This is a genomic window from Staphylococcus sp. FSL W8-0305 (genome assembly GCF_037966415.1).
Taxonomy (GTDB): Bacteria; Bacillota; Bacilli; order Staphylococcales; family Staphylococcaceae; genus Staphylococcus; species Staphylococcus aureus.
The window spans coordinates 100,606-117,012 of record NZ_CP150198.1; the positions used below are offsets into that span (position 1 = coordinate 100,606).

Annotated in this window: 12 protein-coding genes, 2 tRNA genes, 1 rRNA gene and 1 pseudogene; 13 read left to right on the top strand and 3 right to left on the bottom strand. The window is 32.8% G+C overall.

Translation table 11 applies throughout. The features are described 5' to 3' along the window. Nucleotides 1-48 precede the first annotated feature (48 nt). Genes recX through NST10_RS00575 form a run of 4 tightly spaced genes read left to right on the top strand, consistent with a single transcriptional unit; the run spans nt 49 to nt 3,536 of the window. Complete coding sequence (gene recX / locus NST10_RS00560; RefSeq protein ID WP_001124422.1) at nt 49-867, top strand: recombination regulator RecX; 819 nt, start codon at nt 49-51, stop codon at nt 865-867. Beyond that, complete coding sequence (locus NST10_RS00565) at nt 845-1,159, top strand: YfhH family protein (protein WP_000435806.1); 315 nt, start codon at nt 845-847, stop codon at nt 1,157-1,159. Before recX ends, NST10_RS00565 begins: the two co-directional genes overlap by 23 nt. A 14-nt stretch (nt 1,160-1,173) precedes the next feature. After that, nucleotides 1,174-2,691: an ABC transporter ATP-binding protein gene (locus tag NST10_RS00570; RefSeq protein WP_000535849.1), complete on the top strand. Its 1,518-nt coding sequence runs from the start codon at nt 1,174-1,176 to the stop codon at nt 2,689-2,691. Between the two features lie 8 nt (nt 2,692-2,699). After that, nucleotides 2,700-3,536 carry a hypothetical protein gene (locus NST10_RS00575; RefSeq protein ID WP_339210578.1) on the top strand — a complete coding sequence of 279 codons (837 nt, stop codon included), beginning with the start codon at nt 2,700-2,702 and terminating at the stop codon, nt 3,534-3,536. A gap of 260 nt (nt 3,537-3,796) precedes the next feature. On the opposite strand, the gene NST10_RS00580 is transcribed toward NST10_RS00575, so the two are convergent. Then, nucleotides 3,797-4,774, bottom strand: coding sequence for a metal-dependent hydrolase (locus NST10_RS00580; RefSeq protein ID WP_000379091.1), 978 nt, complete (start codon nt 4,772-4,774; stop codon nt 3,797-3,799). A 151-nt stretch (nt 4,775-4,925) separates the two neighbouring features. On the opposite strand from NST10_RS00580, the gene mutY reads away from it, so the two are divergent. From mutY to NST10_RS00595, 3 genes and pseudogenes are all read left to right on the top strand, one after another. Next, a complete protein-coding gene (gene mutY / locus NST10_RS00585; RefSeq protein WP_000284755.1) occupies nt 4,926-5,963 on the top strand; it encodes an A/G-specific adenine glycosylase in 1,038 nt (345 codons plus the stop codon). 302 nt (nt 5,964-6,265) lie between these two features. Further along, entirely contained in the window at nt 6,266-6,808 is a 543-nt protein-coding gene (locus NST10_RS00590) for a DUF402 domain-containing protein (protein ID WP_000251252.1), read from the top strand. Between the two features lie 290 nt (nt 6,809-7,098). Beyond that, a pseudogene (locus NST10_RS00595) lies at nt 7,099-8,830 on the top strand (SAV1866 family putative multidrug efflux ABC transporter). 190 nt (nt 8,831-9,020) lie between these two features. On the opposite strand, the gene NST10_RS00600 reads toward NST10_RS00595, so the two are convergent. Beyond that, nucleotides 9,021-10,115, bottom strand: a complete 1,095-nt coding sequence (locus tag NST10_RS00600) for an aromatic acid exporter family protein (protein WP_001236371.1) — start codon at nt 10,113-10,115, stop codon at nt 9,021-9,023. 292 nt (nt 10,116-10,407) lie between these two features. Beyond that, complete coding sequence (locus tag NST10_RS00605) at nt 10,408-11,697, bottom strand: glutamate-1-semialdehyde 2,1-aminomutase (protein ID WP_001011603.1); 1,290 nt, start codon at nt 11,695-11,697, stop codon at nt 10,408-10,410. 80 nt (nt 11,698-11,777) lie between these two features. Between NST10_RS00605 and NST10_RS00610 the strand changes: the two genes are divergently transcribed. The 6 genes from NST10_RS00610 to NST10_RS00635 all read left to right on the top strand — a co-directional run bounded on the left by NST10_RS00610 (nt 11,778) and on the right by NST10_RS00635 (nt 16,303). Beyond that, nucleotides 11,778-12,233: a peroxiredoxin gene (locus NST10_RS00610; protein ID WP_000939530.1), complete on the top strand. Its 456-nt coding sequence runs from the start codon at nt 11,778-11,780 to the stop codon at nt 12,231-12,233. A 5-nt stretch (nt 12,234-12,238) separates the two neighbouring features. Beyond that, entirely contained in the window at nt 12,239-13,189 is a 951-nt protein-coding gene (locus NST10_RS00615) for a phosphoglycerate dehydrogenase (RefSeq protein ID WP_000869463.1), read from the top strand. 96 nt (nt 13,190-13,285) lie between these two features. Then, entirely contained in the window at nt 13,286-13,732 is a 447-nt protein-coding gene (gene perR / locus NST10_RS00620; protein ID WP_000110011.1) for a peroxide-responsive transcriptional repressor PerR, read from the top strand. Between the two features lie 757 nt (nt 13,733-14,489). Beyond that, nucleotides 14,490-16,041: ribosomal RNA gene (locus NST10_RS00625) — 16S ribosomal RNA — on the top strand. A gap of 91 nt (nt 16,042-16,132) precedes the next feature. After that, nucleotides 16,133-16,209, top strand: a tRNA-Ile gene (locus NST10_RS00630). A gap of 18 nt (nt 16,210-16,227) precedes the next feature. After that, a tRNA-Ala gene (locus NST10_RS00635) sits at nt 16,228-16,303 on the top strand. Nucleotides 16,304-16,407: the final 104 nt, after the last annotated feature.

Here is a 16,407-nt window from a genome sequence, read left to right on the forward strand (position 1 = left end):
AATAAAAGAGTATTGTATTAAAACTTGAGAAAGTAACGGGGTGATCCAGTGCCGAAGATTACTAAAATAGAAGTTCAAAAGAAAAACAAAGAACGTTTTAATCTTTTTTTAGATGAACAATTTGAAATGGGTATAGATATCGATACATTAGTCAAATTTAATTTAAAAAAAGGGCAACAACTTGAAGCTGCTGACATGGCAGAGATTCAAAAGTATGATCATTATCGCATAGGTTTAAATAAAGCAATCCAATATTTATCATATAAAAAGAGAACTGAAAAAGAAGTTATACAATATTTACAAAAAGAAGAGATATCAGAGCAAGCGATTTCTGAAGTGATTGAATATTGTTATCGCGAAAAGTTAATCGACCATCAAGATTATGCGGAAAGTTTAAAAAATACAATGATTCGCACGACAGATAAAGGACCTAAAATTTATCAACAAAAACTTTATCAACTTGGTATAGAACCAAATATCATTGAAATGTTTACAGAACTTTATAGAGAACAACAGGAACTTGATGATATTATCCAAATTGCTGAAAAAATATCTAAAACAAAAAAGGGGCCACAAAATAAGGTTAAAGAAAAAGTAATGCAATCTTTAATTCAAAAAGGGTTTGAAATGGAAACCATTCATGCTGTATTGAATGAAATGGATTTTACACAAGATGAAGCGGTTTTAGACGATTTATTACAACGAGATTTAGAAAAAATTTATAATAAAAATCGAAAGAAGTACACGCAACAAAAATTAATTTCAAAAACTATCGAAGGCCTTATGAGAAAAGGATATAAATATGATAAAATTAAAGCTAAATTAGAAGAAAGTGGTATTGCCGATGGAACAGAAGAAATTGAGTGAGATGTCTGAGCCAGAATTAAGACACGAAATACAACTTTATAAAGAGAAAATGAGAAAAGCTGAGATGAATGGTATTTTAAATGAATATGACGTTTATCAAAGTAAAGTAATTGTTGCCGAAAGTTACTTAGTAGACAGAAAAAAGATTGAAATTGGTAAAATTTATAAACTGACTGATGGCAGTAATCAATATTTTAAAGTAGAAAGATTAAAAGGTATTTTTGCGTGGGGGTTTAGATTTAATAGTGATGAACCCGAAGAAGGCTTACCTATAGCGTTATTACAATTATAGAAGGATGAAAATAGATGGGAAGTTCAATTGTTTTAAAGTTACTAAAAGTAACACACTACTATAGGAATAAACAGAATAAAAAATGGTATTTACCTTTTGGATATGATGCTCAAGATATCGATTTAAACAATATTAGTTTACATATTTATCAAGGTGAAGCATTAGGTATAATTGGTGAACCTGAATCTTCCAAAGCGATGGTAGGTCAATTGTTGGCAGGTGCAATTAAACCCGATAAAGGTAAAGTAGTTTGTACTGAAGATTTGTTCTACGGATATATTGAAGATCAATCGTTAATTCATCAAACTGTTGAAGCTTATACAGCGCAGTTAGTTCAACTATTTCCATATGAAATTAATAATCATAAAGCTGAACAGATTATTCAATATGCACATTTAGGCGATTATAAAACGAAGCCGGTTAACCATATTTCGAAAGCGGCATACGCTCAATTACTATTAAGTATTGCACGCTCATCAAAATCAAATATTATTATTTTAAATCATGTTATTGACTATTTAACACCACAATTTATGGAACGTGCGATTGAATTAACAAATGATTATATTGAAAATAATTTAACGATTGTGTCAATTGGTGATGATATTGATAAAATTTCACAAGTGAGTAACTATATAGCTTGGTTTTCACATGGTCAATTAAGAATGGAAGGGTCACTTAAACAAGTTATTCCATCTTTTAAAGAACATGAACGTGATCGATTAAGTCTAAACTCAAAAGAAGAAATTGAAAACTTTGATTTAGATTGGAAAAAGAATCGTACAAGAATACCGGAGATGACCTATAATTTCAAACGCGTTGAGCGCTATAATCATGCAAAACCGCCTAAGTTTTTAGTGCGTTTTTGGACTTTAGCCTCAGGTACTATTTTAGGCTTAGCATTGATGATGTTGCTCATTTTCAATAATATAGGAATTATTTCGATAACAGATTTTACGAATCGTGCTACGATGCAAAATGAAAATAAAGATCCATATGGCGAAAAGTTAGCTTATGGAATTGCTTTTAATGGCAGTGTGGATCTGCAAGGGGATAAACAAGTCACAATTCCAAAATATAGTGTAGTTACAATTACTGGTGAAAATAGTAAAAATTATCGTGTTACCGCTGATAATAAGACTTACTATGTTAGTAAAGATAAATTAGAATATTTTAACCCGGCAGGTTTATATCAAACGCATAGTTTTAAAAAATTAGCGCCATTTATGAAATCAAATTATAGTAATTACTATGCATACTTTAACAGTCAATTACATAAAAAGCATAGTTCAGTTATTAAAACTTTAGTTCCTGATGATGATAACCGTTTCGTTGCATCCGTTACACAACAACCGATACAATTACTTTTCAATGATAATAATCAGTTATACGGTTTTGTTTATCCAATCGTAGATAAAAAAGAATTAAAAGATAAGTTTAATATTAACAATAACATTTGGATTACTAAAGTTGGGAATGGATATTGTATTGCCAATTTAAAAGAAGACAAATGGATTTATATTGAATTGTAGGTGTAAAGATGCTAGATAATATTATTTTATATTTTAAAAACTTACCGCATACTAAAAGGTATGTAACAGAACGTTTAAAACAAAATTGGAAAAGTTTTCTAATCGTATTAGCTGCATGTTTAATACTTATTATTGCAAGTGAAACGCTATTTTCCTTTAGTCATTTGACCGATGTTAAAGAGGTGCGATGGTTATTTAGACTTATTGCATTGATTGTTTTTGCGGTATTGATGTTCACAATTTATATCTCTTATCATCATTATATGAATGACTTTTTAGTTACTAAGTTATTTAATATTTCCGCAGCGACGCCAGTAGTTATTATGTCTATTTTAAGTTTTATTATGCTAGTCATTTTGACGATGATTAGTGCATTGGTTAAACCAGTAAACTTCGAAACATCATATATAGCGCTATTCTATTTTATTGTGATGGCAACTATTTTTGTAGGATTAATATCAGTTACTTTTGGTCTTATTCGACTGTTAACTGAAAAAATAAATATCATATTTTATGGGATTTGTGTATTGTGTTTCTTAGTGTTGCCAATTATTTTTATACCAAATCCAAATCATGTATTTATCAATCACATCCTAATGCTGAATCCAATGTATTACATTGTTAATGGTATAGCACAATCTATCATATTTGGTATATCAAGTATGGAAAACATTCCATATCATTTTTACTTTATTTTATTCTTATGTTTAATAGCTGCAGTAAATTTCGTATTAGCAAGGTATACGACACACGCAATTTATAATAAAACATCTAAAGTGACACAAACTGATAATCAACAAGATGTTTCAAAAGATAGTACAGACGAGGCGGATACTTCTTCATGATGTTTAGCTGACTTGTTGTGTAAATTAATCTGTGAGAATCAGAAATAATTAGAATATAATCTAGATATTGTTTTCCTATACTGATTTTAATATTTCGAGTCATTGAAGGTAGTTTGTTAGCGACAATATAAATATTAGGTTTTGTAAAAGCATTCATAGTTTTACATTAAAAAACCGGACAGAGTAAAAATCGTTTTGATTTTCATTCTGCCCGGTTGTTCATTTTTTATAGATTAACTTTAGTGAATAATAACTTGAAATTATTTAGCATACAGTTTACGTTGTAACTTATCTTCTGTAAATACCCAGCCAATATAAGAGTGGTCTATGACATTATCTTTTGTTACGTGTGCAATTGCCACAAATGAATAATGATCATTTTTTAAATAACGCAAATCAATCAAACGAATTTCAGTAGAACCATCTGCTAACGTTGTTGTTTGCCAACGATAGATTGATGAAAAGTTTAAAAAAGTACGTATATCTTTATTACCTTTGACTTTCCATAAAATGGAGTCTGTTGATAATTTTTGACGTTCAACTTTATCACTAAACACCACATTTCTACCATATGCTTTTCCAACATAGTCATGTGCATCAGTTTGTATCGCGACACGCCATTCCATAAATTTTATTGTTGGCGCAACAAATACTTTAACAGGGTGATGCTCTTGTTGAATTGCTTTTAAAGCTTGTTGCTTAATTACGGCTCTCATTTTAAAACGAATCATGTAATAAATGATTAGTAAAGCGATTATAGGAAAGAAGACTGCAAGTGGATGCAAGCCTACAACCCATAATACAATACCAATACAAAGAACTGTGAAAATAATAGGGTCAAATGTGTTAATCACACTTAATTGAATCCATTTGTTTGTGATAGGTCTAAGAGCTTGTGTACCATAAGAATTGAATATATCTACAAAGACATGTAAAAATACTGCGAGCTGAGCCCACATCCATACATGAAATGGGTGGGTTCCACTAAAGAACGTGAATATTAAAAATGTAATTAAAATTGGCCATAGTATTGTGAAAGGGATGGAATGCGTGATACCTCTATGATGCGAAATATATGTTGCATTGTCCTTTAATTTAAGAACAGTATCCCCATCAGGAATTAATGAACCAACGATAAGGGTTGTAGCTGTTGCACCAAACGTAGAAGCCATTGCTGGATCTTGAGTTGCAAGTGCTGTAAGGCCCACCCCAATTGCGATATGTGTTGCAGTGTCCATATCAGTTCACTCATTTCATAATATTATATATACTATTATAATCCAATTTCGCAAATAACTAAATTAACTTACATACTAACCATGATTTTAATGTACAATAAAAACATTATGAGTAAAGACAATTAATTTTGGTGAGGAAAGGGTTTTATAAATGTATCAGCAGTCTAGTTTTAAAGAAAATTTGATACACTGGTTTGATGAAAATCAAAGAGAAATGCCATGGCGACAAACGACCAATCCGTACTATATTTGGTTAAGTGAAGTCATGTTACAACAGACACAAGTTAAAACAGTTATTGACTATTATCATCGTTTTGTTGAACGATTTCCAACTGTGGAAGTTTTGAGTCAAGCTTCGGAAGATGAAGTGTTAAAGTACTGGGAAGGCTTAGGATATTATAGTAGAGCTCGAAATTTTCATACGGCAATTAAGGAAGTTCATGATAAATATGAAGGCTTAGTTCCCAAAGATCCTGATCAATTTAAAGCTTTAAAAGGTGTTGGCCCATACACACAAGCTGCAGTAATGAGCATTGCATATAATGTACCACTAGCAACTGTAGACGGAAATGTTTTTCGGGTATGGTCTAGATTGAATGATGACTATCGAGATATTAAATTACAATCGACGAGGAAATCGTACGAACAAGAATTATTACCGTATGTTACTACAGAAGCTGGAACGTTTAATCAAGCTATGATGGAATTAGGGGCATTAATTTGTACACCGAAAAATCCATTATGCTTATTTTGTCCAGTTCAAGAAAACTGTGAGGCATTTGATAAAGGTACATTTGAAAAGTTACCAGTTAAATCTAAAAATGTAAGTAAAAAAGTAATTGAGCAATCCGTCTTTTTAATTAGAAATAATCAAGGTCAATATCTGTTGCAAAAGCGTAGCGAAAAATTATTGCATGGTATGTGGCAATTTCCTATGTTTAAAAGTGAGCATGCTAGACGTGAAATGACTGAAAAAATCGGTCATGACATTCAACCAGTAGAAACACCTATTTTTGAATTGAAGCATCAATTTACTCATTTAACATGGAAGATAAAGGTATACGCCGTTTCAGGAACAATTAACATTGAAAGATTACCAGATGACATGATTTGGTTTGATTTAAGTGATCGAGATCAATATACATTCCCTGTACCTATGTCAAAGATTTATCAATTTATAAATGGGTAACATTCGATGATTGATAAGATTATCGGAAAATATAGTGACATTAATTTTAAAAATGTATAAATGTTATCTTCAATTCTCAGAGGATAACAATGTCAAAAAGTTAAAGTGTTGATATATAAAAGTGATGATTTTATATACTTTAAATGGGACATGTAAATCTCTGTTGTAGTACTTAGCAATATTACCGAGTTTAATCATTAAGTAGTAAAATCTTATTTCGTAAAAATATGTATTTATATAATACTATTTCTGAAATATGCTATAATTTATAATGGTTAAATTAACAGAAGGTGGTGTGGAGTATGGTCAGAGAATCCATACCTAAAGAAGGGGAAAACATTAAAATTCAGAGTTATAAACATGATGGTAAGATTCATCGCGTTTGGTCTGAAACAACAATATTAAAGGGTACTGATCATGTTGTCATTGGTGGCAATGATCATACGTTAGTAACTGAAAGTGACGGAAGAACTTGGATAACACGTGAACCGGCAATTGTTTACTTTCACTCAGAATATTGGTTTAATGTTATCTGCATGTTTAGAGAAGATGGAATTTATTACTATTGCAATTTGTCATCGCCATTTGTTTGTGATGAAGAGGCATTAAAATATATAGACTATGATTTAGATATTAAAGTATATCCAAATGGAAAGTATCATTTATTAGATGAAGATGAATATGAGCAACATATGAATCAAATGAATTATCCGCATGATATTGATATTATTTTAAGACGCAACGTGGACATTCTTCAACAATGGATAGAACAAAAGAAGGGCCCATTTGCGCCAGATTTTATCAAAGTTTGGAAAGACCGTTACAAAAAAATTAGACAATATTAAGCAAATAAAGTGTAAATACTGATTAAATCATTTATATTGACTTAGTGATGTAAAGAAGTATGATAACTTTTGCTGTCGTGTGGGGACACAGTATCCATAGATTAAATTGAATAGAATATAACATACGAATAAGACAACGTATTTAATCACATGAATATGACAGAGGTTGAGATATCTTAATTTTAAAAATGTAAATTGTAAGAAGAATTTACATCTACAAATTATGTATCCAACCTCTATTCATTTTTATGCTTATGAATAGGATAGGGCAATAGATTAGGGGGGATTGTATGATTAAACGATATTTGCAATTTGTTAAGCCATACAAATATCGTATTTTTGCAACGATTATTGTTGGGATAATTAAGTTTGGTATACCAATGCTTATACCACTTTTAATTAAATATGCAATAGATGGCGTGATTAATAACCACGCATTAACGACTGATGAAAAAGTTCATCATTTAACTATTGCCATTGGTATCGCATTATTTATTTTTGTAATAGTGAGACCACCAATTGAATTTATACGTCAATATTTGGCGCACAAGTAATAAAATATTGTATGATATACGTAAAAAGTTATACAACCATTTACAAGCTTTAAGTGCGAGATTTTATGCTAATAATCAAGTAGGTCAAGTAATATCTAGAGTGATTAATGATGTTGAACAAACAAAAGATTTCATTTTAACCGGGTTAATGAATATTTGGTTAGATTGTATAACAATTATTATTGCACTATCCATAATGTTCTTTTTAGATGTGAAATTGACTTTAGCAGCACTGTTTATCTTCCCATTTTACATTTTAACGGTGTACGTTTTCTTTGGAAGATTAAGAAAATTGACGCGTGAAAGATCTCAAGCATTAGCTGAGGTTCAAGGATTCTTGCATGAACGTGTTCAAGGTATTTCAGTCGTTAAAAGTTTTGCGATTGAAGACAATGAAGCGAAAAACTTTGATAAAAAGAACACTAATTTCTTAACACGTGCGTTGAAACATACAAGATGGAATGCCTATTCTTTTGCCGCAATTAATACAGTTACAGATATTGGACCAATAATTGTCATCGGTGTTGGTGCATATCTTGCTATTTCTGGATCAATCACAGTAGGTACACTTGCAGCATTTGTTGGATACTTGGAGTTATTGTTCGGGCCTTTACGTCGTTTAGTCGCATCATTTACAACTTTAACGCAAAGTTTTGCTTCAATGGACCGTGTATTCCAATTAATTGACGAAGATTATGACATTAAAAATGGTGTTGGTGCTCAACCTATTGAAATTAAACAAGGTCGTATTGATATTGATCATGTTAGTTTTCAATATAACGATAACGAAGCTCCAATTTTAAAAGATATTAATTTGAGTATTGAAAAAGGAGAAACAGTTGCTTTCGTAGGTATGAGTGGTGGTGGTAAATCAACATTAATTAACTTAATACCGAGATTTTACGATGTAACTTCTGGGCAAATTTTAATAGATGGTCACAACATTAAAGATTTTTTAACGGGAAGTTTAAGAAATCAAATAGGATTGGTGCAACAGGATAATATTTTATTTTCTGATACAGTTAAGGAAAATATTTTACTTGGTCGTCCAACAGCAACAGATGAAGAAGTAGTTGAAGCGGCGAAAATGGCTAATGCACATGACTTTATCATGAACTTGCCACAGGGATATGACACTGAAGTAGGTGAACGAGGTGTTAAATTATCAGGTGGTCAAAAACAAAGATTATCGATTGCTAGAATATTTTTAAATAATCCGCCAATTCTTATCCTGGATGAAGCAACAAGTGCACTTGATTTAGAAAGTGAATCCATTATTCAAGAAGCATTAGATGTGTTGAGTAAAGATCGAACGACACTTATCGTAGCGCATCGCTTGTCCACTATTACACATGCTGACAAAATTGTCGTAATTGAAAATGGACATATTGTTGAAACAGGTACGCATCGTGAATTGATTGCAAAACAAGGTGCTTACGAGCATTTATATAGCATTCAAAATTTATAAAGTATTAGTTGTTTGACTTCAGTACAATTTTGTAGGGAAGATTTGTAACAGGATGGTGAGGTCATAACATAGAAAAAGCAGTAAGAGATTTTCTTCATTGAAAATAATCTTACTGCTTTTTTAAATTTAATTTCGAGATTCAATATTACTTTATCTCATTGTGGTATTAATTACAGGAATTGTTTTAATGTTATAAATCAAAGTCTTCTTCAACAATTTCAATGTCTGCATCAGATCTATGATATGTGAAAAAGCTAATTCTTATGCGGTCTAAATGCTCTAAATGGTGTCGATACTCTTCGATGGCTGCAACAATTTGCATAACATTGGCAAACGAATATTCCGTTTGATAAGGGTGATTTATTAACTCATGCTGAAATGTAGACAATAAATCTTTTTTCTGCGGATTATCTAACTCATAATCAACATGTGTCACATTATAACGTGCTTTTTTAGAAAGGCTAGCTAAAATTTGCTCATGAAAAGCAGTTAATGAATCTAAATCTAATTTGATTTGTAATAGGAAATTGTTATTAAGTAAATATAAGTCGTTTTGATAACGCGACAATTTGTTTAATACTTCATAAGCTTGTCTAGTCGTCTGAACTACTTCTCTGAAAAGTATTTTCTTTCTATTCTGTTGGTGAATATGTTTTTTTGTAATAGGACGTTCTTCGCTATAGTAATCATAAATTTTCTCTAACTTTTCGACACGTTGTTTTAAATTATGACTATCTTGTTTAATATTATTAAACTCCGTCGTATCATTTAATACTAATTTAAACCACATAAAAATATCTGAGGATATATTTAATGAATTATAGTAAATTTTTGTTTCAAATTTAGGTGGTAGAAACACAAAGTTAACTAGAGATGAACTTATGACACCAATCATTACAAGTACAAACCTGTAAAAGGCAGTAATATAGAAAGAACCGGTATGTTGTCCCATAATGATTAATGCTGTTACACTCGCCAAAGTAGCAACATGTGCTAAATTAAATTTAAATAAAATAGCAATAAGTACTATGACGGTAACACCCATAATGATAAAATTATCACTAAAAATTGTTACCATTGTAACAGATAGTATGGCACCTATAATGTTACCCAATGCTTGATCAGAAACTGTTTTAAATGAACGATAAATACTAGGTTGCATTGCAACAACAGCACTGACACCAGCTAAGGCTTTCAGACCAACATCATCCGGTAGTAAAGAAGCGATAGACATAGCTAAAATAATGGCTATACCAGTTTTGAAAATCCGAGCTCCTAGTCTCAAAAATAATGACGCCCCTTTTAAGTTTATTGAATATCTAACATTCGTATTCATTACTGTTATACACTTACTAGTTACAAAATTCAAGCTTATTTATAGTTGTTAAAATAAATCATACATAATACTGATAGCGATGTAAAACTTTAGTCAGAGATTAAAATAGTATAAATTTGTAAAATAAAAACTCACATAGGGACATATCAATTTAAACGTTAATAGTTAACGATATAAAATGAATCTACTATGTGAGCATTTGTTTTATTTTAATTCAATTTAAAATATATTTCCTTAAAAGTTATTTCATTTGACTAAAAGCATAGTCTGCAGCTTTTAAAGTTTGTTTAATATCTTCTTCTGTATGTTCAGTTGTTAAGAACCAAGCTTCAAACTTAGAAGGTGCTAAATTGATACCTTGATTTAACATCAATTTGAAAAATTTACCGAACGCTTCGCCGTCAGAATGTTCAACTTGATCATAATGTGTGACTTTTTCATCTGTAAAGTACAATGTTAAAGATCCGTAAATACGATTAATTGTAGCTGTGATATTATGTTTTTCGATTAATTTAAGTAAACCTTCTTCTAGTTGTTGGCCTAAGCTGTCTAATTTTTCATAAACACCGTCTTGTTCTAGTACTTCGAGTAATGCAATACCTGCTTTCATAGATAACGGATTACCAGCCATTGTACCAGCTTGATATGCAGGTCCTAGAGGTGCTACTTGTTCCATAATATCTTGACGTCCACCATAGCCTCCAATTGGTAAACCACCGCCAACAATTTTACCAAATGCAGTTAAATCAGGGATAACACCTAATAAATCTTGAGCGGCACCGTAATGGAAACGGAATGCAGTAATTACTTCATCATAAATCACTAGTGTCCCGTTGCTATGTGAAATTTCATTAACCTCTTCTAAAAATCCAGGTTGAGGCATTACCATTCCAAAGTTACCAACAATTGGTTCTACTAATACTGCGGCAATTTCATCACCCCAAAATTCAATTGCTTCTTTATATGCGTTAATATCATTGAAAGGAACAGTAATGACTTCACGTGCTACGCTTTCTGGAACACCAGCTGAATCTGGAGAACCGAGTTGAGATGGGCCGCTACCTGCTGCAACCAATACTAAATCAGAATGGCCATGATAAGATCCAGCAAATTTTATAATTTTATTTCTTTTAGTATATGCACGTGCAACACGAATTGTTGTCATGACTGCTTCTGTTCCAGAATTTACAAAGCGAATTTTCTCAAGAGATGGAATTGCATCACGTAATTTTTTGCTGAATTCAATTTCTAGTTCAGTCGGTGTACCAAATAAAACACCTTTAGCAGCTTGTTCTTGAATTGCTTTAGTAATATGAGGATGTGCATGCCCCGTAATAATTGGACCGTATGCTTGAAGATAATCAATAAATTTATTGCCATCGACATCATATAAATATGCACCGTGTCCTTCTTTCATAACAACAGGTGCACCGCCTCCTACAGCTTTATAAGAACGAGAAGGGGAATTGACACCGCCTAGAATATATTCGTTTGAAAGTTGTTGTAAACGTTCACTTTCACTAAAATTCATTTATATCAACCTCTTTTAATTTAATATTTTCATCTAATATCGTATCATAAAATTATTATAATGAAGAAAAAGGTGATTATATGTTGCAAAAAGGAGAACAATTTCCAATATTTAAATTAGAAAATCAGGACGGAACTGTCATTACAAATGATACATTAAAAGGTAAAAAGGCGATTGTATATTTTTATCCTAGAGATAATACACCTACTTGCACCACAGAAGCTTGTGACTTTAGAGACAATTTAGAAATGTTCAATGATTTAGATGTTGCAGTATATGGTATAAGCGGTGATTCAAAGAAAAAACACCAAAATTTTATTGAAAAATACGGATTGAATTTCGATTTATTAGTAGATGAAGATTTTAAATTAGCTAAAGAAACTGGCGTATATCAGTTAAAAAAATCATTTGGCAAAGAAAGTATGGGCATTGTAAGAACGACTTTTATAATAGATGAACAAGGTAAAGTATTAGATGTTATCGAGAAGGTTAAAGTTAAAACACAAATAGAAGAACTTAAAAACATTTTGGGGTGACATATATGAAAGTTGTTGGGTTGAATCGTATGCGTGAAGTTGAAACTGAATTACAACAACGCTTTTCAGATGTAGATTTTAAATTTTATAAAAAAGCATCAGAAATACCTGAGAGCGACTTGGCTAATTTAGATATATTAGTTGGTTATGATGGCGGTATCAATGAGGCATTTTTACGACGTTGTCCAAATTTAAAATGGATCGCATGGTTTGCAACGGGTGTAAATACATTACCGTTAGATTATATTGCAGATCACGGCATACTTTTAACTAATGGAAAAGGTGTTCAAGCTAAACAATTATCTGAATACATTTTGGCTTTCATTTTAGATGATTATAAAAAGATGAAACTATCATATGATAACCAACGACAACATATATATGATTCGAAAATAACTGGTAAACGCCTATCAGGACAAACAGTTTTATTTTTAGGTACAGGTGCAATTGCTACTAGAACTGCGAAGTTAGCAAAGGCTTTTAATATGAATTTAATTGGTCTGAGCAAGTCAGGTCAGAACAAAGATGAGTTTGATGAGATATATACTATCGAATCACTTGAAAGCACATTACCAAATGCTGACATTGTTATAAATGCTTTACCAGAAACGCAAGAAACGATTCATTTACTAAAGAAAAAACATTTTGAATTAATGAAAGATGAAGCACTTTTTATAAATATAGGACGAGGTAGCATAGTTAAAGAAGCGCTCTTAATAGAAGTATTAAAAAGTAGAGTTATTCGACATGCATATTTAGATGTGTTTGAAAATGAACCTTTGAAACCTAATCATGAATTATATGAATTGGATAATGTAACTATAACAGCGCATATAACTGGTAATGATTATGAAGCAAAGTATGACTTATTAGATATTTTTAAAAACAATCTAGTTAATTTTCTCAATAAGAATGGTCTAATTGAGAATGAAGTTGATGCTAAAAAAGGCTATTAAATGAAATCATCATGTAAATATTGACACGCGCGCAATACTACAGTTATATTTATAGTAAGTAATAATAATTATTATATAAGAAAGATGGTGATATAGATGAGTGTTGAAATAGAATCAATTGAACATGAACTAGAAGAATCAATTGCATCATTGCGACAAGCAGGCGTAAGAATTACACCTCAAAGACAAGCAATATTACGTTATTTAATTTCTTCACATACTCATCCAACAGCTGATGAAATTTATCAAGCACTTTCACCTGATTTTCCAAATATAAGTGTTGCGACAATATATAATAACTTAAGAGTGTTTAAAGATATTGGAATTGTAAAAGAATTAACATATGGAGACTCATCAAGTCGATTCGACTTTAATACACATAATCATTATCATATTATATGTGAACAATGTGGTAAGATTGTTGATTTTCAATATCCACAGTTAAATGAAATTGAAAGATTAGCTCAGCATATGACTGACTTTGACGTAACACATCATCGAATGGAAATTTATGGAGTTTGTAAAGAATGCCAAGATAAATAATTTAACTTTGGTAGTATGACAAATTAAAAAGGCGTTAGCTTACTTCATATAAGTAAGCGTAATATTTAAGAAGTTAAACGACATGAAAGTTGTTTAACTTCTTTTTTATGCTCATTCTTTTTTATGCTTATTCTGAAAAATATTTAAATAGAAGAAAAGAACATTCTTACTACGGAAGTGGTATTAACTAATAACTAGTATCCTTTATAAATAAACATAAAAATATTCAAACGAAGGTTTACTAAATAACTATCCATAAAGTGAGGATAAGTATGTTTGTAAAACTGAAGTAAAAAGCGTAAGGAATTACACTTTAAATACATATAGTACTTACGAATAGAAAATAATCCCTTCAACAGTAATTTTTAAACAAAAATAAGTGTTGTTTTATGTTGACTCTACTAGAATAACTTGATATTATATAAAAGTCGTCAAACGGCACTAATATTTAAAAAACAAATGTTTTAAGTTGTTGATTTAAAATATTAATAAAGTGTAAATTTGACTATTGAAATTCGAACAAATACATAATAAAATAATATTTGTTGAATTAATTGAGTTAGGAAATTTATTTTTTAGAAATAAAATAATTAAAAATAATTCTTGACTTACAAAAACTTACGCGTTATAATTAAATCTTGTAAGTGACAAACGAACATTGAAAACTGAATGACAATATGTCAACGTTAATTCCAAAAACGTAACTATTAGTTACAAACATTATTTAGTATTTATGAGCTAATCAAACATCATAATTTTTATGGAGAGTTTGATCCTGGCTCAGGATGAACGCTGGCGGCGTGCCTAATACATGCAAGTCGAGCGAACGGACGAGAAGCTTGCTTCTCTGATGTTAGCGGCGGACGGGTGAGTAACACGTGGATAACCTACCTATAAGACTGGGATAACTTCGGGAAACCGGAGCTAATACCGGATAATATTTTGAACCGCATGGTTCAAAAGTGAAAGACGGTCTTGCTGTCACTTATAGATGGATCCGCGCTGCATTAGCTAGTTGGTAAGGTAACGGCTTACCAAGGCAACGATGCATAGCCGACCTGAGAGGGTGATCGGCCACACTGGAACTGAGACACGGTCCAGACTCCTACGGGAGGCAGCAGTAGGGAATCTTCCGCAATGGGCGAAAGCCTGACGGAGCAACGCCGCGTGAGTGATGAAGGTCTTCGGATCGTAAAACTCTGTTATTAGGGAAGAACATATGTGTAAGTAACTGTGCACATCTTGACGGTACCTAATCAGAAAGCCACGGCTAACTACGTGCCAGCAGCCGCGGTAATACGTAGGTGGCAAGCGTTATCCGGAATTATTGGGCGTAAAGCGCGCGTAGGCGGTTTTTTAAGTCTGATGTGAAAGCCCACGGCTCAACCGTGGAGGGTCATTGGAAACTGGAAAACTTGAGTGCAGAAGAGGAAAGTGGAATTCCATGTGTAGCGGTGAAATGCGCAGAGATATGGAGGAACACCAGTGGCGAAGGCGACTTTCTGGTCTGTAACTGACGCTGATGTGCGAAAGCGTGGGGATCAAACAGGATTAGATACCCTGGTAGTCCACGCCGTAAACGATGAGTGCTAAGTGTTAGGGGGTTTCCGCCCCTTAGTGCTGCAGCTAACGCATTAAGCACTCCGCCTGGGGAGTACGACCGCAAGGTTGAAACTCAAAGGAATTGACGGGGACCCGCACAAGCGGTGGAGCATGTGGTTTAATTCGAAGCAACGCGAAGAACCTTACCAAATCTTGACATCCTTTGACAACTCTAGAGATAGAGCCTTCCCCTTCGGGGGACAAAGTGACAGGTGGTGCATGGTTGTCGTCAGCTCGTGTCGTGAGATGTTGGGTTAAGTCCCGCAACGAGCGCAACCCTTAAGCTTAGTTGCCATCATTAAGTTGGGCACTCTAAGTTGACTGCCGGTGACAAACCGGAGGAAGGTGGGGATGACGTCAAATCATCATGCCCCTTATGATTTGGGCTACACACGTGCTACAATGGACAATACAAAGGGCAGCGAAACCGCGAGGTCAAGCAAATCCCATAAAGTTGTTCTCAGTTCGGATTGTAGTCTGCAACTCGACTACATGAAGCTGGAATCGCTAGTAATCGTAGATCAGCATGCTACGGTGAATACGTTCCCGGGTCTTGTACACACCGCCCGTCACACCACGAGAGTTTGTAACACCCGAAGCCGGTGGAGTAACCTTTTAGGAGCTAGCCGTCGAAGGTGGGACAAATGATTGGGGTGAAGTCGTAACAAGGTAGCCGTATCGGAAGGTGCGGCTGGATCACCTCCTTTCTAAGGATATATTCGGAACATCTTCTTCAGAAGATGCGGAATAACGTGACATATTGTATTCAGTTTTGAATGTTTGTTCATTCAAATTAATGGGCCTATAGCTCAGCTGGTTAGAGCGCACGCCTGATAAGCGTGAGGTCGGTGGTTCGAGTCCACTTAGGCCCACCATTAATTTAATACCTATTTGGGGGCTTAGCTCAGCTGGGAGAGCGCCTGCTTTGCACGCAGGAGGTCAGCGGTTCGATCCCGCTAGTCTCCACCATTATTTGTACATTGAAAACTAGATAAGTAAGTAAAATATAGATTTTACCAAGCAAAACCGAGTGAATAAAGAGTTTTAAATAAGCTTGAATTCATAAGAAATAA

Coding starts and splice junctions, on each gene's coding strand:
- NST10_RS00565 (WP_000435806.1), top strand. CDS start 845: ATGGAACAGAAGAAATTGAGTGAGATGTCTGAGCCAGAATTAAGACAC.
- NST10_RS00570 (WP_000535849.1), top strand. CDS start 1,174: ATGGGAAGTTCAATTGTTTTAAAGTTACTAAAAGTAACACACTACTAT.
- NST10_RS00575 (WP_339210578.1), top strand. CDS start 2,700: ATGCTAGATAATATTATTTTATATTTTAAAAACTTACCGCATACTAAA.
- NST10_RS00580 (WP_000379091.1), bottom strand. CDS start 4,774: ATGGACACTGCAACACATATCGCAATTGGGGTGGGCCTTACAGCACTT.
- mutY (WP_000284755.1), top strand. CDS start 4,926: ATGTATCAGCAGTCTAGTTTTAAAGAAAATTTGATACACTGGTTTGAT.
- NST10_RS00590 (WP_000251252.1), top strand. CDS start 6,266: ATGGTCAGAGAATCCATACCTAAAGAAGGGGAAAACATTAAAATTCAG.
- NST10_RS00605 (WP_001011603.1), bottom strand. CDS start 11,697: ATGAATTTTAGTGAAAGTGAACGTTTACAACAACTTTCAAACGAATAT.
- NST10_RS00610 (WP_000939530.1), top strand. CDS start 11,778: ATGTTGCAAAAAGGAGAACAATTTCCAATATTTAAATTAGAAAATCAG.
- NST10_RS00615 (WP_000869463.1), top strand. CDS start 12,239: ATGAAAGTTGTTGGGTTGAATCGTATGCGTGAAGTTGAAACTGAATTA.
- perR (WP_000110011.1), top strand. CDS start 13,286: ATGAGTGTTGAAATAGAATCAATTGAACATGAACTAGAAGAATCAATT.